This window comes from Micromonospora sp. NPDC049799 (assembly GCF_040656655.1).
Lineage (GTDB): Bacteria > Actinomycetota > Actinomycetes > Mycobacteriales > Micromonosporaceae > Micromonospora.
The window spans coordinates 16,574-36,847 of the sequence record NZ_JBFAMU010000005.1 but is presented as its reverse complement, the minus strand read 5'-3'; the positions used below and the strand labels follow the sequence as shown (position 1 = coordinate 36,847).

The 20,274-nt window shown below is 69.0% G+C and carries 22 protein-coding genes and 1 pseudogene; 11 read left to right on the top strand and 12 right to left on the bottom strand.

Annotated features, from left to right (window positions below):
- Window positions 1-71 precede the first annotated feature (71 nt).
- The gene (locus tag AB0I76_RS01390; RefSeq protein WP_357028183.1) at window positions 72-1,343 is read right to left on the bottom strand and encodes a glutathione-independent formaldehyde dehydrogenase; all 1,272 of its coding nucleotides are present in this window, start codon (window positions 1,341-1,343) and stop codon (window positions 72-74) included.
- A 152-nt stretch (window positions 1,344-1,495) separates the two neighbouring features.
- Here AB0I76_RS01390 and AB0I76_RS01385 point away from each other — a divergent pair, with 152 nt between their 5' ends.
- Both AB0I76_RS01385 and AB0I76_RS01380 read left to right on the top strand, forming a co-directional pair.
- The gene (locus tag AB0I76_RS01385) at window positions 1,496-2,506 is read left to right on the top strand and encodes a mechanosensitive ion channel domain-containing protein (RefSeq protein ID WP_357028180.1); all 1,011 of its coding nucleotides are present in this window, start codon (window positions 1,496-1,498) and stop codon (window positions 2,504-2,506) included.
- Between the two features lie 352 nt (window positions 2,507-2,858).
- Window positions 2,859-3,701 carry an aldo/keto reductase gene (locus tag AB0I76_RS01380; RefSeq protein WP_357028177.1) on the top strand — a complete coding sequence of 281 codons (843 nt, stop codon included), beginning with the start codon at window positions 2,859-2,861 and terminating at the stop codon, window positions 3,699-3,701.
- A 55-nt stretch (window positions 3,702-3,756) separates the two neighbouring features.
- Here AB0I76_RS01380 and AB0I76_RS01375 read toward each other — a convergent pair whose 3' ends face one another.
- The 3 genes from AB0I76_RS01375 to AB0I76_RS01365 form a co-directional block, all read right to left on the bottom strand.
- Window positions 3,757-3,939 (bottom strand): hypothetical protein, encoded by a 183-nt coding sequence (locus AB0I76_RS01375; RefSeq protein ID WP_357028174.1) that lies wholly within the window; start codon window positions 3,937-3,939, stop codon window positions 3,757-3,759.
- 56 nt (window positions 3,940-3,995) lie between these two features.
- The gene (locus tag AB0I76_RS01370; protein ID WP_357028171.1) at window positions 3,996-4,268 is read right to left on the bottom strand and encodes a hypothetical protein; all 273 of its coding nucleotides are present in this window, start codon (window positions 4,266-4,268) and stop codon (window positions 3,996-3,998) included.
- Between the two features lie 133 nt (window positions 4,269-4,401).
- Entirely contained in the window at window positions 4,402-4,809 is a 408-nt protein-coding gene (locus AB0I76_RS01365; protein WP_357028168.1) for a DUF2267 domain-containing protein, read from the bottom strand.
- Between the two features lie 268 nt (window positions 4,810-5,077).
- On the opposite strand from AB0I76_RS01365, the gene AB0I76_RS01360 reads away from it, so the two are divergent.
- The 6 genes from AB0I76_RS01360 (at window position 5,078) to AB0I76_RS01335 (ending at window position 10,231) form a co-directional block, all read left to right on the top strand.
- A complete protein-coding gene (locus AB0I76_RS01360) occupies window positions 5,078-5,902 on the top strand; it encodes a hypothetical protein (protein WP_357028165.1) in 825 nt (274 codons plus the stop codon).
- A gap of 143 nt (window positions 5,903-6,045) precedes the next feature.
- Complete coding sequence (locus AB0I76_RS01355) at window positions 6,046-6,729, top strand: TMEM175 family protein (RefSeq protein ID WP_357028162.1); 684 nt, start codon at window positions 6,046-6,048, stop codon at window positions 6,727-6,729.
- 61 nt (window positions 6,730-6,790) lie between these two features.
- A complete protein-coding gene (locus AB0I76_RS01350) occupies window positions 6,791-7,027 on the top strand; it encodes an N-6 DNA methylase (protein WP_357028159.1) in 237 nt (78 codons plus the stop codon).
- A 372-nt stretch (window positions 7,028-7,399) separates the two neighbouring features.
- A complete protein-coding gene (locus tag AB0I76_RS01345) occupies window positions 7,400-7,753 on the top strand; it encodes a hypothetical protein (RefSeq protein WP_357028156.1) in 354 nt (117 codons plus the stop codon).
- Window positions 7,750-8,925 carry a zinc-dependent alcohol dehydrogenase gene (locus AB0I76_RS01340; RefSeq protein WP_357028153.1) on the top strand — a complete coding sequence of 392 codons (1,176 nt, stop codon included), beginning with the start codon at window positions 7,750-7,752 and terminating at the stop codon, window positions 8,923-8,925. The genes AB0I76_RS01345 and AB0I76_RS01340 overlap by 4 nt, the downstream gene beginning before the upstream one ends.
- Before the next feature lie 205 nt (window positions 8,926-9,130).
- On the top strand, window positions 9,131-10,231 hold the full coding sequence (locus AB0I76_RS01335; RefSeq protein ID WP_357028150.1) for an L-dopachrome tautomerase-related protein: 1,101 nt from the start codon (window positions 9,131-9,133) through the stop codon (window positions 10,229-10,231).
- A 1,004-nt stretch (window positions 10,232-11,235) separates the two neighbouring features.
- On the opposite strand, the gene AB0I76_RS01330 is transcribed toward AB0I76_RS01335, so the two are convergent.
- Window positions 11,236-11,454, bottom strand: coding sequence for a hypothetical protein (locus AB0I76_RS01330; RefSeq protein ID WP_357028211.1), 219 nt, complete (start codon window positions 11,452-11,454; stop codon window positions 11,236-11,238).
- 299 nt (window positions 11,455-11,753) lie between these two features.
- Between AB0I76_RS01330 and AB0I76_RS01325 the strand changes: the two genes are divergently transcribed.
- Entirely contained in the window at window positions 11,754-12,320 is a 567-nt protein-coding gene (locus tag AB0I76_RS01325) for a TetR-like C-terminal domain-containing protein (protein ID WP_357028147.1), read from the top strand.
- Between the two features lie 162 nt (window positions 12,321-12,482).
- On the top strand, window positions 12,483-12,890 hold the full coding sequence (locus AB0I76_RS01320; protein WP_357028144.1) for a RidA family protein: 408 nt from the start codon (window positions 12,483-12,485) through the stop codon (window positions 12,888-12,890).
- 54 nt (window positions 12,891-12,944) lie between these two features.
- On the opposite strand, the gene AB0I76_RS01315 is transcribed toward AB0I76_RS01320, so the two are convergent.
- The 7 genes and pseudogenes from AB0I76_RS01315 to AB0I76_RS01285 all read right to left on the bottom strand — a co-directional run bounded on the left by AB0I76_RS01315 (window position 12,945) and on the right by AB0I76_RS01285 (window position 19,180).
- Entirely contained in the window at window positions 12,945-13,604 is a 660-nt protein-coding gene (locus AB0I76_RS01315) for a response regulator transcription factor (RefSeq protein ID WP_357028141.1), read from the bottom strand.
- Window positions 13,601-14,755: a histidine kinase gene (locus AB0I76_RS01310; RefSeq protein WP_357028137.1), complete on the bottom strand. Its 1,155-nt coding sequence runs from the start codon at window positions 14,753-14,755 to the stop codon at window positions 13,601-13,603. The genes AB0I76_RS01315 and AB0I76_RS01310 overlap by 4 nt, the downstream gene beginning before the upstream one ends.
- A 23-nt stretch (window positions 14,756-14,778) precedes the next feature.
- On the bottom strand, window positions 14,779-15,528 hold the full coding sequence (locus tag AB0I76_RS01305; RefSeq protein ID WP_357028134.1) for an ABC transporter permease: 750 nt from the start codon (window positions 15,526-15,528) through the stop codon (window positions 14,779-14,781).
- Window positions 15,525-16,421, bottom strand: coding sequence for an ABC transporter ATP-binding protein (locus AB0I76_RS01300; RefSeq protein ID WP_357028202.1), 897 nt, complete (start codon window positions 16,419-16,421; stop codon window positions 15,525-15,527). Before AB0I76_RS01300 ends, AB0I76_RS01305 begins: the two co-directional genes overlap by 4 nt.
- Before the next feature lie 612 nt (window positions 16,422-17,033).
- Entirely contained in the window at window positions 17,034-17,432 is a 399-nt protein-coding gene (locus AB0I76_RS01295) for a DUF4260 domain-containing protein (protein WP_357028131.1), read from the bottom strand.
- A 98-nt stretch (window positions 17,433-17,530) separates the two neighbouring features.
- A pseudogene (locus AB0I76_RS01290) lies at window positions 17,531-17,744 on the bottom strand (hypothetical protein); the annotation flags it as partial.
- A 122-nt stretch (window positions 17,745-17,866) separates the two neighbouring features.
- Window positions 17,867-19,180 (bottom strand): aspartate aminotransferase family protein, encoded by a 1,314-nt coding sequence (locus tag AB0I76_RS01285; RefSeq protein WP_357028128.1) that lies wholly within the window; start codon window positions 19,178-19,180, stop codon window positions 17,867-17,869.
- A gap of 85 nt (window positions 19,181-19,265) precedes the next feature.
- Here AB0I76_RS01285 and AB0I76_RS01280 point away from each other — a divergent pair, with 85 nt between their 5' ends.
- On the top strand, window positions 19,266-20,153 hold the full coding sequence (locus AB0I76_RS01280) for a LysR family transcriptional regulator (protein ID WP_357028124.1): 888 nt from the start codon (window positions 19,266-19,268) through the stop codon (window positions 20,151-20,153).
- The last annotated feature ends 121 nt before the right edge of the window (window positions 20,154-20,274 follow it).

The window sequence follows — 20,274 nt, the reverse complement described above, 5'->3', positions numbered from 1 at the left end:
ATGTCCCTCTGGTGGTGGCTGCCTCGCGTCCACCCGCTGCACGAGCGACATCGCGAACGGCGGCCGCCGTTCTAGCGTCGACCGTCAGGGTGCAGTAGGACCTTGGTCCAGCCGTCGTTGCGAGCATCGAAGTTTTGGTACCCCGTCGGTGCCTCGTCCAGCGTGAGTTCGTGGGACACCAGGAATGAGGGCTCGGCCTTCTTGGACTCGATGAGGTTCATCAGCTGCCGGTTGTAGGCCTTGACGTTGCACTGCCCGGTGCCCATGCTCTGCCCCTTGAACCAGAACATGCCGTAGTCGAACGGCGCCTTGCCCTGCTTCTGCAGCGGGTCCGGCGACCCGGGGTCCTCCGGGATGTACACGCCGACAACGCCGATCGTGCCGCCGAACCGCACGGAGTGCACGAGGTTGTTCAACGTCAGTGCCGCCTTCTCCTGGCCCTGCGGTTCGTGCGCCTGGTAACCGACGGCCTCGCAGCCGCGGTCCGCGCCCCTCCCGCTGGTCTGCTCCAGGATCTGGTCCACCGGTGATGCCTTGGAGTCATCGATGGGGATCGCGCCGATCTGTTCGGCCAGGCGCAGCCGGTCCGGATGGCGGTCGACCACCATCACCTTGTTGGCACCCTTGATGATCGCGGAGTAGGCGGCGAGCAGGCCGACCGGTCCGGCGCCGTAGACCGCCACATTGTCGCCGGGCCGCACGCAGGCGAGTTCGGTGGCGTGCCAGCCGGTCGGGAAGATGTCCGCCAGCATGACGTAGTCGCGTTGACGCTGTATGTCCACTGCGTCCGGCGGGAGAACCAGGCAGTTGAAGTCCGCCCACGGCACCCGCAGCAACTCGGCCTGACCGCCGCTGTAAGGACCCATGTCGGCGTAGCCGTAGGCCGCGCCGGCCATGCCGGGTGCCGGGTTGGCCACCAGGCAGTACGCGGTCAGCCCCTGGTTGCAGTTGGCGCAGGACCCGCACGAGACGTTGAACGGCATGCACACCATGTCGCCTACCTTGACCAGATCGACCCCTTCGCCGATCTCGATCACCTCACCCATGTTCTCGTGCCCGAGCACCCGGCCGGACTCCATGTCCGTCCGTCCCTCGTACATGTGGAGGTCGGACCCGCAGATGTTCGTCGTCGTGATGCGGACCAGGGCATCCGTCGGTCTCTCGATTCTCGCGTCCGGAACATCCTTGACGCTGATCGTCCTCGGTCCCTCGTACACGACAGCCTTCATCTGCGTTCCCCCGTGAAGAATCTGCTCACTGCGTGAGCCCATGCCCTTTCCGGCGTTCACATCCTCGCAGACCGTTCCGGTCCTGAAGAGCGGTTCTTCGAGGAACCAGGACATAGTTCAAACGCAGTTGGCGCCGGACTCCGTCACGGGCGTTTGGCATTTTCGATATCCGCCGATCGCCACCGGATCCGATGACACCCTGAACGCGGGAAGTGCGGTCGCGAGCTCAGGAGAGGCGGCATCGGGATCACGGTGAACGGTTTCTGATGCGTACCGCGTTGATCGTGTTGGCCGCGCTCACGGCGGCCGCGGTCGTGGACCTGGTCTCCGGCGTGCTGATCCGTCGGGCTGCCCGTGGCCGCTACAGGTGGCTGCTGGAGCCGTTGCGGCATGCCTGCCGCCGCCCGGCTGCCGCGGTACTGCTGGTCGGGGCGTTGTACTACGCGCTGCCGGGCGGACCGGCCGAGTGGCAGCGTTATCTGCGGCACACCGTCCTGCTGGTCCTGATCGCCCTCAGCTCGTGGCTGGTGATCAGGACATTGCACGTCGTCGAAACGGTCGCGTTTACGAAGCTGCCGAGCGATGTGGTCACCAACCGGCGGATCCGGCGGGCCCGGACCCAGATCCGCCCCGTGCGGCGGCTCACCGTCGCCGTGGTCGCGATCGTCGCAATCGGCCTGATCCTCATTACCTTCCAGCCGGTACGCCTCGCCGGCATCTCCATTCTGACCTCGGCCGGCGTGATCGGCGCGGTGATCGGCCTCTCCGCGCGAACCGCGCTCGGCAACGCGTTCGCCGGCATCCAGATCGCCTTCGCCGACGGGATGCACGTCGGCGACGTGCTGGTAGTGGACGGCGAATGGGGCCGGGTCGAGGAGGTGAAGCTGACCAACGTGGTGATCCGGCTCTGGGACGACCGGGTGCTCATCCTGCCGACCACGTACTTCACTGAGCGGCCGTTCCAGAACTGGACCCGGAACGAGTTCCGGGTGCTCGGCAAGATCCAGATCCATGTCGACCACACCGCCGACCTGGACGACCTGCGCCGGGAGGCATGCCGACTGGTCGAGTCCTCACCGCTGTGGGATCGCGACCAGTGGGTCCTCCAGATGGTCGACGTCACCCCGCAGACCGTGGTCATCCAGGTGCAGGCCTCGGCCGCGGACGGCGCCAGCGCCTGGGACCTACGGTGCGACCTGCGCGAGGGACTGGTCCGCTACCTGCGGGACCGCCATCCCCAGTGGCTGCCCCGCACCCGCAGCCAGTACCAGCCCTGACCGGCGGTCCGGGGGTCGCCACCTGCGCACCGGCGCCCGACGTCCTCCACCCCGTGGGCGGCGAGGCAAGCGACTCGCTTGCCGGTCAGTGGCTGCTGGCTCTACGCCATGTCTGCGGCCTCCCCTCGCGGCGCCGCCCCGTCGGCGGCGCATGGCTCGCTCGCGGCCGCCATCCCGGTGCGGGCATCGGCAAACAGGCCAGTGGACGCCGCCCAAGGGCGGATGATCCGGCCACATGCCCGCCGCAGTGCGTGGGCTTGCGCGGAGAAAGGGCGGGCTACGAGGGTGTGCTGCCTGTCGCAGCGGGTAACGCAGGCGACCCACTGGTACCCAGGCTTTCGGAAAGGTCGACATGACCCTCGCTGCCGACGCGATCGAGCTGCCGTCCGGCCAGACGATGCCCGTGCTGGGCCAGGGAACCTGGTACCTGGGCGAGCGCCCCGTGAGGCGGCGGGACGAGATAGCCGCCCTACGCATCGGGCTCGACCTGGGCATGACCATGATCGACACTGCGGAGATGTACGGTGACGGCGCTTCCGAGGAACTCGTCGGCGAGGCGATCGTCGGACGGCGCGCCGAGGTTTTTCTGGTCGACAAGGTGCTGCCGTCCAACGCCAGCCGACGGGGAACCGTGCAGGCCTGCCGCCACAGCCTGCAACGACTCGGCGTCGACCACATCGACCTCTACCTGCTGCACTGGCGCGGCAGGCATCCACTCGCGGAGACGATCGAGGCGTTCGCCGAACTCGTCGACGCCGGTGACATCGGCCAGTGGGGCGTGAGCAACTTCGATCTTTCCGACATGACGGAGCTGGTCGAGGCGGGCGGGGACTCCTGCGCGACCAATCAGATCCTGTACAACCTCACCCGCCGCGGTCCGGAGTACGACCTGCTGCCGTGGCTATGGGAGCACCGTATCCCGGTGATGGCGTACTCGCCGATAGAGCAGGGCCGACTGCTCGGCCACCCCCAGGTCGCGGAGGTCGCCGCCCGGCACGGGGTCACGCCCGCTCAGGTGGCGCTGGCCTGGCTGCTGCGGCAGGAGATGGTTGCGGCCATCCCCCGGTCGTCCAATCCCGAACACACCCGGGAGAACGCGGAAGCGCAAGACCTGCAGTTGACTGAGGAGGACGTGGCGGCACTCGACACGGCGTTCCCGCCGCCGACCGGCCCGCAACCGCTGGAGATGTTGTAGCGTCACCGACCGTTTCGGCGGACGGCGCCGGTCGAGGTCGGCGCCATCCGCTCGGCTATCCGGCGGTGGAGGGCGGTGAGCGCGGGCTGACGGTGGCGGTCAGCGGCGTCGGGTAGTCCAGCCCGCGGGCCACCTCCGGGAGCCAGGCGAGATCGCCGTCGAACCGGTGGCGCTCGTCGCCGGCGGAATCACGGGAGACCTGCTCGGGGCCGGGCAGGGTGGCCTCGCCGTACGACAAGCTCGAACACCGATCGGTCTCCGCCTGTACGCGCTGTCCAGGGACGGCGCGTCGTACTAGACGGCCATGCTGGTGCCATAGCCGTACGGGTCGATCGGCACCCCCTGGGTCACGAGCGCGACGATGATGTCCTCGCCGAGGCTGCCGCTCGCCACGATCTGGGCCTGGGACAGCCCAGCGCGGTCGAGGATCGCGCGGGCGTGGACGGCCAACGCGGCGAGGTCTCCGGAGTCGAGCCGGACGCCGACCTGCCCGGTCAGACCCCGGTGGAATACGGCGCCGGACCCCTGCCCACTCCGCTGCGCGCCGCCCTGACTCGGACGAACCACACCCGCCGCTGCCTCAATCGACACGGGACAGAACAGCCGCAGGTAGCGTCCCTCGCCGCCAATCCCAACGGGCGGTAGCGGCGCATCCGGCGCCGCTACCGCCCGAGCTTTCTGGCGGGTCCGCGTGCCCTAGCTAGGTGCCGACCCGGCGGGTCTCGAGCCGTCCCGCCCCCGGGCCAGTCAACTGCCAGAACTCCTGCGGCAACTGGTCCACAAGGTCCCCGTACTCCTTCGGGCTGGCCGACTCACGAAGGGTATCCAGCACGGCCCGTGCTCCGTCGGTGGCCACCTGGCGATCCACCCCGGCCCGTGACTGCACCCGTTCCAAGAATTCGGCCAGCCCGAACCGTTCCGGATCTTCCGTGGGCCTACGCACCAGGCCTCGTAGCTCCTCAGGGAGCTGGGAGGCGAGGTCCCTCGCCTGGCCGCCAGTGATCCGTTCTGCCAACGTCTCGAGTGTGGCGCGGGTGATCGGTTCCGACTGTCCCGGCGGAACCTTCGGTCGCGCTGCCACGGACTGGATGAACTCGGTGTAGTTCACCTCGGATCCCCTCTCCAACCGGATTGCGGCGGGTACCCGCGCCCGTCGGGGTGAAACGGCGGTTCTCCCGCCCTCAGCCGGGTGGATGACGATGGCAAAGATGGCGTCGCTGATCCGCCGTCTCCTTGGCCGCGCCCCTGAGCCGTTTGGTGCGTCGGCGCACGGGTAGACCGCGACCCGGTCCGAGGGGGTGGGCCGAGGATCGGAGCCATGTACCGGTGGTGGGCTCCATCCGGTCCGCATGTAAGCGAGACCCGAGGAGTGCGGGATGGCCGAACCGGAGAGCCGGGACACGGGCGCACGGGAGTCGCCCGCACAACCGCGCGAGCAGGTCGATCGGCAGCGCGACGCCGAGGAGAGCGCGGAAGTCTCCGGTCGGGGCCAGAACCTGTGTCCCGTCGGCGGGCCAACCGGTGCCGAGCCAAACAGACGCCCCGCCGTCTCGCAGGGTGGTGAACACGACCTTCCCCAGCCGGCTGGCGGGCACAGCAGCAAGACGATGTCAGACCCGGACGTCGTCCTCCAGCTCCCGCAGGTCAAGGTCGAACAAATCTACATCGAGGTCGACAACCTGGACGCCTCCGTCTCACTGCGAGCCCGGCTGGGTAGCCTGCTCCAGCTCGACGTGGGCGTTCAGGCGCATCTCGGCACGGTGAAGATCGACATCAAGGGCGTCGAGACCGAGGCGATGCTCGAGGTTCGACTCGAAGAGCTCCGCGGCATTCTCGACAGCGCCCTCCGCACCATCGAGCGCAACCCCCAGATCATCGAGTCGGTGGTGAAGACGGTGGACACCGCCGTGAACCAGGTCGGACAGACAGCTCAGCAGGTGCTCGGGCCCAATGGGCCGCTGTCGCAGACGCTGCAGCAGACCACCGAGCAGGTCGGTCAACAGCTCGGACAGACCACCCAGCGACTGGCTCAGGACCGCGGGGCAGCGCCCGCCCGCGGTGGGGGTCTGGGTGGGGTGCTGGGCGGATCTCCGTCCCGAGCGGCATGGCAATGGATGAAGAAGATTGTCAACAGCAGCCAGCCACTGAGGCAGGTCACGGCCCGGCTCGTAGGACCGCTGGGGCAACAGCCGCAAAGCTGATCGACGTCCGCCGTGGTGCCTAGCACCCCAACGTCACCCGCCAGCAACCCGAGCACCGTGCCCGGCTGCAGATCAGTGCGCCCGTCGTACATGTGCAGGTCGGACCCGCGGTTATCGTGGGCGTCGGTGGGTAGCCACCGGCCGTGATCAGGCCAACCGACGACCTCGGCACCCGGTCGGACACCAGCCGTGCCATAGCGTTCAGCGACGCCGTCCTGGCCATCATCATCACGCTGCTCGTGGTGGATCTCCGGGTGCCGGACGTACCGCCCGGTCGCCTGCTGTCGGGGCTGCTGGAACAGTGGCCGAGTTACGTCGCCTATCTCGCCTCGTACGCCTACGTGGCCGTCGTCTGGCTGAACCACAAGGGCGCGTTCAACCGCGTCAAGGAGAGTGATCGGGGCCTGCACTGGGTGAACCTCTTCGTCCTGTTCACCACCGCACTACTACCGTTCCCGACCGCCGTCGTCTCGGACGCGTTTCAGGAGCACGACCAGCAGGACCAACGCGTGGCCGTCGCCTTCTACGCGCTGATCGGCGCGCTGCTCTGCGCGAGCTGGATGGCGTTCTTCCACTACCTGGCCCGGCGCAAAGACCTACTCAAGGAAGAGGTGAGTGAACGGAACTTTCCCGCCGAGCGGGTGCGGGCACTCGTCGGGGTCATCCTCTATGCCGCCGCGGGGCTCATCGGGTACCTGGCCGCACCGCTCGCCGGCCTGGTGATCTTCGTCGTGCTGCCGGTGTTCTACGCCGTCACCAGCGGCGGTCTGTACCAGGTGCCTCTCGCCCGCCGGATCGCCCATCGCCCCCCGGCATCGGGCAGCTGACGGTCAGGCGACCGGCTCGAAGACGGCACGGAAGCTGATCAACCCGCAGACGGCTGGGGTCGTGTACTGGACGTCGGCCACCCCAGAGCGAAACGACAACTTCGCATGGATGCAGCACATCCTCGCATCGCTCGATGCCGGTGGGCGGGCAGCAGTGGTGATGCTGAACACCGCCGGGACATCGACCGACGTGCGGGAGCGCGCCATCCGGAAGGTCCTGGCTGGGCCCGCTCGGCGTGCTTCCGGCCTGGCAGCGTCAGGGCGTCGGGTCGGTGTCAACGAGCTCCGGCAGTTGTAGACCTGGGGCCGTTCACGACGGCGGCTACGAGGAGCCCCACGATCGGTAGCCTTGTTCGTGGCTGGGCTGTTCGTCCAGCGTGACGTCCTTCGCCCGCCCGGTGTCGCCCCCCGTACCACTGCCCCTTGCCGGGTGCGGGAATCCCCAGCGTGACAGTGCACCGACATGACAGGGTTTGTCCGTGACGGAGCCGTCGGTCGGGCAGATCCGTCGACGAGTGGGGTCGATTCGGGGGCGTACATGAAAGCCTTGGTCAAGGCGGGGGTCATCGTGGTCGGAGGGTGGACCCTCCGCAGGTTCCTCCTGCCGTCGGGCCGTCAAGGGCGCTGGCAACGGGGCCCGTTGATGCGGCGCGAACCGCGGTGGCACGTGGTGACCGTGAAACCGGCACGCGACGAGCTGACCCCGGACTCGCCACTTCCGGAGCCACTGGCCGGTCTCGGTGACGCCGTGGAGGTGCAAATCCGCCGAGCTCCGGCTGACCGCGGCATCGAACTGGCGGTACGGCTGCGTGACGGCGCCCAGTCGCCGGTGACCGCGGGAACCAGGCGACTCGCGGGTCGCGATCCCCACCAGGCGATCCGCGCCGCACTGCGCGAGGCGAAGCAGCTACTGGAGACCGGCGAGGTGCTGCACCCCGACTCCCCACCCACCACCCGAACGACGGCGGTCAACAAACCGCTGCAGATGGCGACGCGGCAGGGTCGCCGGGAGGGGCGACTGTGAAGGCCCTGTTGTGGCAAGGCGTCAACGAACTGTCGGTGGACGAGGTTCCGGACCCGACGATGCGCAACGAGCAGGACGCCATCATCCGGGTACGCAAGACGGCGACGTGCGGCTCCGACCTGCACCTGCTGGGTGGGTACGTTCCGTTCATGGAGCGGGGCGACGTCCTCGGGCACGAGTTCCTGGGCGAGGTGGTCGAGGTCGGCCCGCAGGTGCGTAAGCACAAGGTGGGCGACCGGGTGGTGGTCTGCTCGTTCGTCTCCTGCGGCCACTGCTGGTACTGCCAGCAGCAGCAGTTCTCCCTGTGCGACAACGGCAACACCAACCCCGCAATCACCGAGAAAGTCTGGGGCTTCGCACCCGGCGGCTGCTACGGCTACTCGCACGCGCTCGGCGGCTTCGCGGGCAGCCACGCCGAGTACATCCGCGTTCCGTACGCCGACCAGGGGGCCTTCACCGTCCCGGACGGGGTGAGCGACGAGCGTGCTCTCTTCGCCTCCGATGCCGCCCCGACCGGCTGGATGGGCGCGGACCTGGGTGGGGTCAAGGCCGGTGACGTGGTCGCGGTGTGGGGCGCGGGCGGGGTGGGCCAGATGGCCGCACGCGCGGCGGTCCTGCTCGGCGCGGAGCGGGTGATCATCATCGACCGTTACGCCAATCGGCTGCAGATGGCGGAGAAGTACCTGGGCGTGGAGACGCTCAACTACCAGACCCAGGACATCGGCGGTGAACTGCTGGAACGCAGCGGCGGGCGCGGGCCTGACGTGTGCATCGAGGCGGTGGGGATGGAGTCCCACAGCAGCGGAGCGCAATACCTGTACGACCAGGTCAAACAGCAGCTGCGCCTGGAATCGGACCGTCCGATCGCCGCCCGGGAGGCCATCTACCACTGCCGCAAGGGCGGAAGCGTGTTCCTGCTCGGCGTCTTCGCCAACCTTGTCGACAAGTTCCCGCTCGGGGCGCTGATGAACAAGGGCCTCACCCTGCGCGGCGCCCAACAGCACGGACACCGCTACATCCCGATGTTGCTCGAGCGGATGGCACGCGGCGAACTGGTCACCGAACACCTCGCGACACACACCATGCCACTCGACGAGGCGCCACAGGGATACAACATGTTCAAGAACAAGCTCGACGGCTGCGTACGCGCCGTCTTCGAGCCCGCCCGATAATCGGTGCCTGTTGGCCGAGCGGCGTACGCGCCGGCCAGAGCCGGCGGCCCGTCGTCCGTGCCGAGCTTCTCCCCAGGCAGACCACGACCACCGCGGTAGGGGTGATCCCGTTGGTCCTGCTCCACCAGCTGGCAGGGTCTATCTAGGGCGTTTGCCGCTCAGGGCTTCGGGAAGAAGCCGTCACACCGGCAGTCAGGAGCAGCGGATGAACGGGCCCCTGGCCGACGAAGCCGTCGGCGACCTCGAACTCGTGCACACCTTCACCGGGCCCATGCCCACCGGGGTGAGCGTCTCGCACACCGGCCGGGTCTTCGTGAACTTCCCCAAGTGGGGCGACGAGGTGCCCGCCACGGTGGTCGAGCTACGCGACGGCCGCGAGGTGCCCTTCCCGGACCAGGCATGGAACCAGCCCGCCCAGGACGACGACGCCGGCGCTTTCGTCTCGGTGCAGAGCATCGTGGTGGACCCGGCCGACCGGCTCTGGGTGCTCGACACCGGCAGCCCGATGTTCCGGCCGACGCAGCCGGGCGGGCCGAAACTGGTCCGCGTCGACCTGGACAGCAACTCCGTCGCCCAGGTCATCACCTTCCCGACCGACGTCGCGCTGCCCTCGACGTACCTCAACGACGTGCGGTTCGACCTGCGCCGCGGTGACGCCGGGATCGCCTACATCACCGACTCCTCGGACTCCGGGCCGAACGGAATCGTGGTGGTCGACCTGGCCAGCGGCGCGTCCTGGCGGCGGCTGCACGACCACCCCTCCACCAAGGCCGAGCCGCTGTCCACCTACCGGCCGATCGTCGAGGGACGGCCGTTCCTGGAACGCCCGGCCGAAGGCGCGCCGAAGCCGCTGTCGATGGGGTCGGACGGGATCGCCATCTCCGCCGACGGCTCCCGGCTGCACTACTGCCCCCTTGCCTCCCGCCGCTGGTACAGCGTCGCCACCGACGCGCTCGCCGACCGCGCCCTCACCGAGGACCTGGTCGCCGCCACAGTGGCGGACGAGGGTGACAAGGGCGGCGGCTCCGACGGTCTGGAGACCGACGACGCCGGCCGGTTCTACCTGACGTCGTATGAGAACAACGCCGTGCTGCGCCGCCGGCCGGACGGCGAGTACGAGACCGTCGTGCACGATCCCCGTCTGCTCTGGCCGGACACCATGTCCGTCGCCACGGACGGGCACCTCTACGTCACCGCCAACCAGCTGCACCGGCAGCCGAAGTACCAGCGGGGACAGGACCTGCGGCGCAAGCCGTACGCCCTGTTCCGCACCCGCATCGACGCCGGACCGGTCCTGCTGCGCTGAACCGCCGGGAGTGACCGGGATCGGGGCAGCGGCGGTGTCCTTCACGGCGGGGTCGCGGGACGTCCGAGCCTCCCGGACTCGTCGGCCTTGACGGGTGACACCGACACGGGCGCCGCCGACCGCCGCGGGGGCCTGAATCACCAGGGCTCGTCTCTGCACCCGTCACTTCAGGAAGACCAGGACCGGGGTCAGCCGACGATTCTGTCGTGTCGCGAGGGCTCGTCGAACCGCCCGACGTAGCGACAGCCGGCAACATCTGCAGCGCTTGACGCGGAATCAAGAGACCAAAATGCCGCCTCATCCAAGACGCAGATGAAGCGGCAGGTCAGAGCGTTGCACAGCGCACACGCTGACGACCAACCGCCCACGCGGTTACCGTCAACAAAGATCATCCGTTACCGGATGTTACCGCCGTTACCGGAGAAGATCTTCATCTCCCCAGGTCAACCGGCCGGGACGGCCGGATTCGAACCGACGACCCCTTGACCCCCAGCTTTGCAACGATTCTGTCACGCAGTGCCAGGATAGGATGAAACGTCCTTAGAAACGGACAAGAACGGCGTCCTCAAATGCCGGTCCATGCCGTGGCTCACCGCCGTATCCGCCGGTTGCGACCCCCTCCGTTACCAGGCTCGTTACCGCGGATCGTCAAGCGCCTCCCATGCCAGGCGGTCCGGACGAGCTCCTTGCTTACCCAGCGTCGGCGGCTCCTCCATCGACCGGCGGATTGGATGAGCCCGCGAGACTGAGCGCGCGGTGTCAGACGGACCGACCCTCACGCCCGCGGCGATTCACGTCGGCGCCGGAGCGGAGCTGCTCGGCCACGCCCGCAAGGTCCCCCGCCCGGATCAAAGTTTCCAGCGCCACGCCAATCCTCCGAGATCTTCAGCTGCTGATGTCGTCTGCTGGTGATGAACAACGGTGCTGACCGCTCGGCCGCCCCCGACCGGGACGCGGCTAGCTACGGTCGTCATCTCAGGGTCCGGGCGCCCGCGCGATGGTGGTCACCTGTCCGTGCTGACGTTCGAGCAGGTACGTGGCGCGTACCTGCGTAGCGCGCTCTCACCGACCGACGACACCTGGACTGCCGGAGCGGACACGCGCACCTCCAGGGGTACGGCTCGACCCGGCGCGGCCAGGTTCACCGGCGCGACCGACACGACCGGAGTGCCGCCGCCGACGATGTCGTCGAGCGCCTGCGTGATGGTGACGGGGGAACCCATGACTTCACACCCCTCTTCTGAAGCTGCCGGCTCCGCCGCCCACAGAAACGGAACCCTGCTCCACAAACATACGGAGCAATGTTCCGGATAGCCAACTGTCCCCGGTCGGGAGCGGTTGTCGGCGCTTCGGCGGCGTCGCCGGCCGGTGCCCGCCAGCCTTGCCGGTAGCTGCCGGTTCGAGTGGCCGTACGCGCTCACCTTCACCGGCACATAGCAACGCCATGCTACGTAGCATGGCCGTCATGGCACGGTCGAAGGATCCCGCGGTCCGTACGTTGCTGCTCGAACGTGCCGCCCACATGCTCCGCACCCGCGAGCCGATCACCCTTCGCTCCCTGGTCGCCGGCACCTGCGTGTCGACCATGGCCGTGTACACCCATTTCAACGGGATGGACGGGATGTGGCGGGCGCTGCGGCAGGAGGGCTTCACCCGCCTGGCGGCAAGACTCGCCACGGTGGTGCCGTCCGACGACCCGATCCGGGATCTCGCCGCCCTGGGCGCCGCCTATGTCGGCAACGCGTTCGACAGCCCGGACCTGTACCGGGTGATGTTCGACGCGACCTTCGAGCTCGAGGATGCCCATGCCGCAGACCAGACCCTGCACACGGTCATCCTCGCCGCCGATCGAGCCCGGCAGGCGCACCGCTTCGACGCCGACACCGACTCGCTGGAGCTGGCGACCAAAACCTGGGCCATCTGGCACGGGTTGGTCTCCCTCGTCGCCACCGGACCCCTGCCGCGCCAGACTCTCGACTACGGCGTATCCATGCTGACCGCACTGTTCGTCAGCGCGGGCGACGAACAGGCCCGGTGCCGCGCATCGGTGAAACGCGGCTGGGTACACGACCGCACCCAGGGCGGCTGAAGCCCCCGCCCGACACCTCGGCCGACCACGGCCACGGCAGGTCACGACAGCTATGGCCAGCCGTCGCGCCGCCACTGAGCCTCAAGACACACCCGACAAATAACATAGCGCTGTTATGTCAGAGGAGTCGCCGATCGGCGGCTCTTCCGGAAGGAGCGCACCATGGCCGTCTCGTTCGTCAATCCCGAAGGACTACCGGCGACCGACCTGTACCGTCACGTCGCTGTCGCGACCGGCGCGAAGCAGGTCTTCATCGCCGGCCAGGTGGCCGTCGACGCGGACGGGGGCACGGTCGGCGTCGGAGACCTCGCCGCCCAGGTCGAGCAGTGCTACCTCAACGTCGCCAAGGCCCTGGCCGGGGTCGGTGGGTCATTCGGTGATGTGGTACGCCTGACCGTGTACGTCGTCGACTGGACGCCGGACAAGATGACGCCGTTGATCGACGGCATCACCCGGGCCGCCGCGAAACTCGAAGTCACTCCGGTCCCACCGTTCACCGGGCTGGGCGTCAGCGCCCTCGCCGGCCCCGACTACCTCGTCGAGGTCGAGGCCACCGCCGTCATGGACTGAGGGAGGGTTTCGGCCATCGTGCTCGATGAGATGTTGTCCGACTGACCCGAGTGTTCAGGCGCGTGGTTGGACCAGGCCGTTGTCGTACGCGAAGATGACCGCCTGAATTCGGTCCCTGGCTCCGATCTTGGCCAGGACACGTCCGACATGCTTCTTGACGGTGGATTCGGTGAGGGTGAAGCGTTCGGCGATCTCGGTGTTGGTGGCACCCTGGCCGATCGCTTCGAGGACCTCTCGCTCCCGCTCGCTCAAGGTGGTCAGGCGGGGATCCGCAGGTGTGGTCGACGCTGGGTCCTGAAGGTAGGCGTCCATCAGCTTGCGGGTCAGGCTGGGAGCCACCACCGCGTCTCCGCTCGCGACGGCACGGATGCCGGCGATCAGTTCCTCGGGGCGGGCGTCTTTGAGCAGAAAGCCGCTCGCTCCGGCTCGCAGTCCGGCATAGACGTATTCGTCCAGGTCGAATGTGGTCAGGATCAGCACTCGGGTCCGCGACCCGGCCACGGTGATGCGGCGGGTGGCCTCGATGCCGTCCATGCCGGGCATGCGTACGTCCATCAGCACCACGTCGGGGCGGTTCTGCTCCACCATCCGCACCGCCTCGGCGCCGGCGGAGGCCTCGCCCACCACGCTCATGTCAGGGGTGCCGTCGAGCAGCATCCGGAAACCCAGTCGTTGCAGCTGTTGGTCGTCGACGATCAGCACGGTGGTGGTCATGAGGGATCCTTGAGGACTACGTCGACGAGCCAGCCTCTCCCGGCCGGGCCGGCGGTCACCACCCCGCCGTACATGGCGGCGCGTTCCCGCATGCCGAGCAGGCCGTGGCTCGGGGCAGCGGGTCTGCCACGGCCGTTGTCGCGTACTCGTACCCGTACCTCTCCATCGGAGGCAGCGACAGTAACGTCCGCGGACGCGCCGCGCCCAGCGTGTTTGAGGGTGTTGGTGAGCGCTTCCTGAACGATGCGGTAGACCGCGAGCTGCACGCCTCGGCCGAGGGTGTGCAACTCGCCGAAGGTGGAGTAGGTGATCGGCAGCCCGGCAGCCCGCACGCTCGGCAACAGCCGTTCGAGATCGTCGATGCCGGGCTGGGGGCTCAGCTGCGGGTCGGCGTCTTCCTCGCGCAGCACGCCCAGCACCCGGCGCAGTTCGGACAGCGCCTGCCGGCCCGTGTCACCGATCAACCGGAGCGGTTCGGCGGTCTGCTCGGCCCGCGAGGTCGCGAGCGCCGCGCCGCCGTCGGCCAGGCCCACGATCACCGAGACGTGATGGCCGACGATGTCGTGCATCTCGCGGGCCACCCGGGCCCGCTCCTGGGCGACGGCGAGGCGGGCCCGCTGATCCCGCTCGACCTCCAGGCGGGCGGCGCGCTCCTCAAGGGCGATGAGGTACGCCCGGCGGGTGCGCACCGCGACGCCGGAGGCGACCGCGGCCCCCGCTGTGCCGATCGCCAGGAGCAGGGTGGTGACGCGGTTCTCCGTCACCGGGTTGATCAGGTATATCTCGGCGACCAGCAGCGCGAGGGCGATCCCGGAGGCCCAGGCCAGCGCCCGCCACGAACCGCGGGAGGCCACTGCGAACAGCATCACGAGCAGGATCACCCCGGCGCCGACGCCGACATCCAGCAGTCCCAGGATCAACTCGATGATCACGGTGACCAGGAACGCCGGGAACGGGTATCGTCGCCGCCAGTACAGCGGCGGCAGCAGGACCAGGGTCGCGATCGTCGCCGACAGCGGCTCCTCGATGAGGTTGGGGATGCTGAAGAGCACGATCGGGACGGCCACCAGGGTGTCCATGACCCACGGGTGGCGCCGGTCGAAGGCCAGCAGCCGCGACTGCCGGTCCACCAGCCGGCCCTGCGTGCTCATCAGCCGATTCTCCCCTGACGCGCTTACGCGTCGGTCCTCTTGAGCCGATACGCCGCCGCGGCGAGCGCCACGGCCACGTACCCGGCGAAGACCGCGAGACCGGCCCACGGCGCTAGGGTGCCCTCCGCCTGGGTCAGCGCCATCGCGGCGCTGCCGGCGTTGCTCGTCAGGTAGGGGGTGATGGCCTCGGAGATCGACTCCGGTAGCAACGCGGCCAGACCGGGCATGATCAGGAGCAGACCGGCCAGGATCGCGATGGCGCCGGCGCTGGACCGCACGAGCATGCCGAGCGCGACGCCGAGCACCGCAACCAGGCCCAGATAGAGGCCGGCGCCGAACAGGGCCCGCAGTACGCCGGCGTCGCCGAGGCCCAGGCCGCCGACCGTGTCGTTGAGCACGGCCGACCCCAGTGCGAAAGCGGCGAAGGCACCGGCGGTCATCGTGACGAAGGCCGCCGACCCCGCCACGAGGCTCTTCGACCACAGCACCGGCAACCGGCGCGGCACCGCGGCGAGGGTCGCCCGGATCATTCCGGTGGTGTACTCCCCCGCCCCCAGCAGCGCACCGAGCACGCCGACGGACAGGGCGGCCAGGAAGCTGCCGGACAGGGCCAGATCGACCGAGGTCATGCCGTCACCCGAGAAGGAGGCTGAGGCGATCATGCCCAGGGTGACCAGGAGGAGAACAGAGATACCGGTAGTGATCCAGGTGGAGCGAAGCGAGGAGAACTTGGTCCATTCGGCGGCGACGACGCCACCAGGGGTGATCTTCATCGGGAGGCCTCGTATTCGACAGCGTCGCGGGTCAGGTCCATGAACGCCTCTTCGAGCGAGGCGTTCAGCGGGGTGAGTTCGAACAGTGGGATGCCGCGGGTGGCCGCGGCCAGCCCGATCTGGCGGGCGGAGGTGCCGGCGACGAGCAGCTCCTCGGCGCCGGTCGAGGTGACGGTGACGCCGGGGCCGGCGATCACCGTGCGCAGCGCGTCGGGGTCGGCGGTGACGACCCGGACGCCTTCGGCGGTCACGAAGTCGGCCACGGTGGTGTCGGCCAGCAGTCTGCCCCGGCCGATGATGACCAGATGGTCCGCGATCAGCGAGACCTCGCTCATCAGGTGCGAGGACAGCATCACGGTGCGGCCCTCGGCGGCCAGTCCGGTGAGCAGGTTGCGCACCCAGAGGACCCCCTCGGGGTCGAGGCCGTTGACCGGCTCGTCGAGCATCACCACGGCCGGGTCGCCGAGCAGCGCGGCGGCGATGCCGAGCCGCTGGCCCATGCCGAGGGAGAATGTGCCGACCCGCTTGTGGGCGACGCCCGAGAGACCGACCAGGTCGAGCACCTCGTCGACGCGCGAGCGCGGGATGCCGTTCGTGCGGGCCAGGGACAGCAGGTGGCTGACCGCCGTGCGGCCGGGGTGCACGGCCTTGGCCTCGATCAGGGCGCCGATCTCGCGCAGTGGGGCTTTCGACGATGCGTACGGCTTGCCGTTGACCAGCACGTCTCCCGAGTTCGGCGCATCGAGGCCGACGATCATCCGCATGGTCGTCGACTTGCCGGCGCCGTTGGGGCCGAGGAAGCCGGTGACCTGTCCGGGCTTCGCGGTGAACGACAGGTGGTCGACCACCGTCTTCGCGCCGTACCGCTTGGTTACTTCGCGTACCTGAATCATGCTCACCACGCTAGGATCGCGCGGCGCCAGGATCGTGGTACCGCAGTCGGCACTTCCCGGCCGCCCGTGGTACCCAGGTACCACTGGCAACCCTTCAGCCGGGCGGCCCGAGAGGCGCCGCTCGAGGACGCTGGGGCCCACCGTGACATGACGTCACTGGTAGGTCCCGTCCCTCTCGCATGAGAAGCGAGTGACCACAGTTCCCCGTACTTTCTGCAGACGACGCGCAAGGCTGGGCCGACTCCGTCTCCACTCCGGCTGACGTCGGCGGCTCCCTCGGCACAGTAGGAAAGTGCGTGGCCAGCGGTATCCGGTCCGAGAAGTGGCGGCCTGCACGTCATCGACCACACGAGGTGGAACTACGGGCGCGCCCGAGCATGAGCGCCGTGCTCAAACCCGCCGGGCACTCGCGGACGTAGAGGCTGCGGGGGCGCGCGATGCGGTTGGCGTCGGCGTACTCGGCCGGGTAGTTGCAGCGGTATTTGCTGCTGTCGAAGCCACGTGGCTCCGGCGCACCGTGGAACCCGTAAATCGGCGATATCGGAGTGAAGAGTCGGAGCCAGCGGCTCCGACGCAGGCAGCGTCCGGAGCGCCTCCACCGAGCCGGCTGGTTCACCGGTCGAGGGGCCGGGCCTTCCCGATCCGACCGAGGTGTGTGTGTTCAAACCCCTCGGTCGTCTTGAGTCCGTAACCGAGGGCGCGGTCGACCGCGATGTGGAATACCCACGCGACGGCCAGAACTCCGAGCCAGTCGATCGGGTCGCGGAGTGCGGCCGTGATCACGGCCACCGCGCCGAGCAACGCCGGCAGGGTGTAGGAGTGCGCCAGGTTGTAGCAGGTGGCTCCGAGGCGTGGCCCGTGCAGGTAGCCGAGCATGGACAGGTCGAAGACGAGAAAGAGGGCAAGCAGCCACCACCACGGGTACCCGGCGGTGACGGTCACGATGACGGCGAGGGCAGCAACGACAACGGCCTCGATGCGCTGCGCTGCGACCGGGTTCACATCTGGCATCTCACACCTCGGTGTCTGTCAGGGATCCTCTGGCGCCGATCACGCGTACGTCGAGCCGGACGGTGCCGCTCTCGCTGGCGCGCATTCCGGGCGACGGACCCGGCGGCCAACCGGGTAAGGGTGTCGCCGTCGCGCATCTGGGCCAGAGCGAGCAGGGCTTGCCGGCCGCAGCGAGACGCCGCCAGCGAGATCGCCGCAGGTGGAGATGGCTCTGAATCAGACCGCGAGGTGGTTCAGCGATCCGGCGGAAAGCGCGATCGCGGCGGGGTAGGACAGAACCCGGGCCCCGGTAAGGCACCTTTCCTGGTCCATTCCGGTCTCACCGGAGCCTGACCACCCCGCTACCGCCGTCCCCGGACCCTGAACGGGTTGTCGTGAAGTGCCTTTCTCGCCCGGCGCGGGCACGACGACGTCGGTCACCGGGGTTCTGATCCCTAGGGCGTGAACTGCGGCACCACGTCGGCGAGCGCCTGGTCGAGGATCTCCAGGCCCAGGTCCAGCTCGGCGTGGGTGGAGGTGAGCGCCGGCGCGATGCGGAAGACGCCGCCCATGCCGGGCAGCTGCACCACATTCATGTGCAGGCCCAGCTCCAGGCACCGCCCGGTGACGGCGGCGCCCAGCGCGTCGGCCGGTCGTTTCGACTCCCGGTCGCTGACCAGCTCGAGCCCGACCAGCAGCCCGCGGCCGCGCACGTCGCCGACCACCGGGTGTCGCTGGCCGATCTCCCGCAGACCCTTCCGGAGGTACGCGCCCAGGTGCGCCGCCTGTTCGTCGAGCCGGTCGGCCTCCAGCACGTCCAGGACCGTGTTGCCGACCGCGGCCACCAGCGGGTCCGAGACGTGCGTGGTGAAGAAGAGGAAACCGCGCTCGTGCGCGGTGTGCTCGATCTCCGGGCTGGTCACCACCGCAGCCAGCGGCAGGCCGGCGCCGAGCGTCTTGGACAGGGTCAGGATGTCCGGCACGACGCCGTCACGCTCAAACCCGTACCACTCGCCGGTGCGGCACAGACCGGTCTGCGCCTCGTCGAGGATCAACAGCCCGCCGCGCTCGTGCACCTTGTCGCGCAGCGCCGCGAGGTATCCCGGCGGCAGGTCGATCACGCCGCCGGAGCTGAGGATCGGCTCGACGATGCACGCCGCCAGACTGCCCACCGACTGGGCGTCGAACAGCTCGAACGAGAACTCCAGCTGACGCCGCCAGTCCAGCTCGCCGCCGGGAAGGGTGAAGTCGGGCCGGTACGCGTTCGGCGTGGGGATCGCGAAGTTGCCGGGCGCCGCGGGCCCGTACCCCTTGCGCCCCGAGCTGTAGGTGGCGCTCGCCGCCGCCTGCGTCATCCCGTGCCATGATCGGGCGAACGAGATGATCTCGTGCCGGCCGGTGACCAGCTTCGCCATCCGGATCGCCGCCTCGTTGGACTCTGCGCCGGTGGTGAGCAGCAGGACCTTGTCGAGCGGCGCGGGCAGGGAGCCGGCGAGGCGGCGGGCCAGCTTCACCACGGGCCGGCTCAGCATGCCGCTGAACAGGTGGTCGAGGGTGGCGGCCTGTTGCTGGATCGTGGCTACGACAGCGGGGTGGGAGTGACCGAGGATGGCGCTCATCTGCCCCGACGTGAAGTCGAGCAGGCGGCGGCCGTTGGCGGTGAACACGAAACTGCCTTCGGCGCGGTCGATGATCTCGCGTACGAAGCTGCCCGCGCCGATGTAGCGGACCAGGTGACGATCGGCGTCGGACCAGAACGAATCAGCCATGAACCGACGCTAGGCAGTCCCGGGGAGGCACGTCCATCGCACATTTCCGCTGTCGCTGTTAAGCAAAGCCGTACAGTCCGGGGTCATGACGCTGAATCCGTGGCGGCTGCGCCTGCTCGCCGACCTGGCGACCTACGGCACCGTCCGGGCCGTCGCGCAGCGCGGAAACCTGAGCCCGTCGGCGGTGTCGCAGCAGCTGGCCACGCTGGAACGGGAGACCCGGACCGCGCTGCTGGAACGCACCGGGCGGCGGGTGCGGCTCACCGCGGCCGGAATGTTGCTCGCCGGCCGGGCTCGGGAAATCCTCGCGGCCATGGACGCGGCCGAGGCGGAGCTGCGGCGCCTCGCCGACGAGCCGGCCGGCACGGTCACCGTGGCCGCGTTCCAGAGTGCCGTCCAAGCCCTCGCCGAACCGGCGCTGGCACGTCTCGCGGCCCGGCACCCGGACGTGAGCGTGGTGTTGCTGGAGCTGGAGCCGCACGAGAGCATGCCGGCGCTGCGTCGCGGCGACGTCGACCTGATCATCACGACGGCCGACTTCGCCGGCGCCGAGCTCTCCCCGGAGATCGACCTGGTGCCGCTCGCCACCGACCCGGTCGTGCTCGTACTGCCCCCGGAGCATCCGTTGACCAGCGCCGAGGCGGTCGCTCTGGAGGCGTGCGCGCAGCAGCGCTGGACGTTCGACGTCGCCGGCTCGTACATGTCCGAGCTGTCCACCCGGCTGTGCCGGGAGGCCGGCTTCGAGCCCGTGGTGATCTGTCGGTTCAACAACTACATGCTGGCGCTCCAGCACGTGGAGAACGGCCGTTCGATCACCATGCTGCCGAAGCTGGCGGTGGACCCGCGGTACCGGGTGGTGACCCGGCCGCTGAACCCGCCGCTGACCCGGCGCATCACGGCCGCGGTCCGGCGACCTGCCGCGTCACGCCCCGAGGTGACGGCCGTGCTCAGCGCGCTGAGAGCAGGTGACTGACCTCGGCCGGAGCCAGCCCGACATGGAGCAGCAGTTCATGGCGCCCCTCTTCGGGAGCATCCTGCGAGACGATCGCGTCCGGGAGCAGGCGGTGCGCGGTCCGGTCACCACTGCACCCACC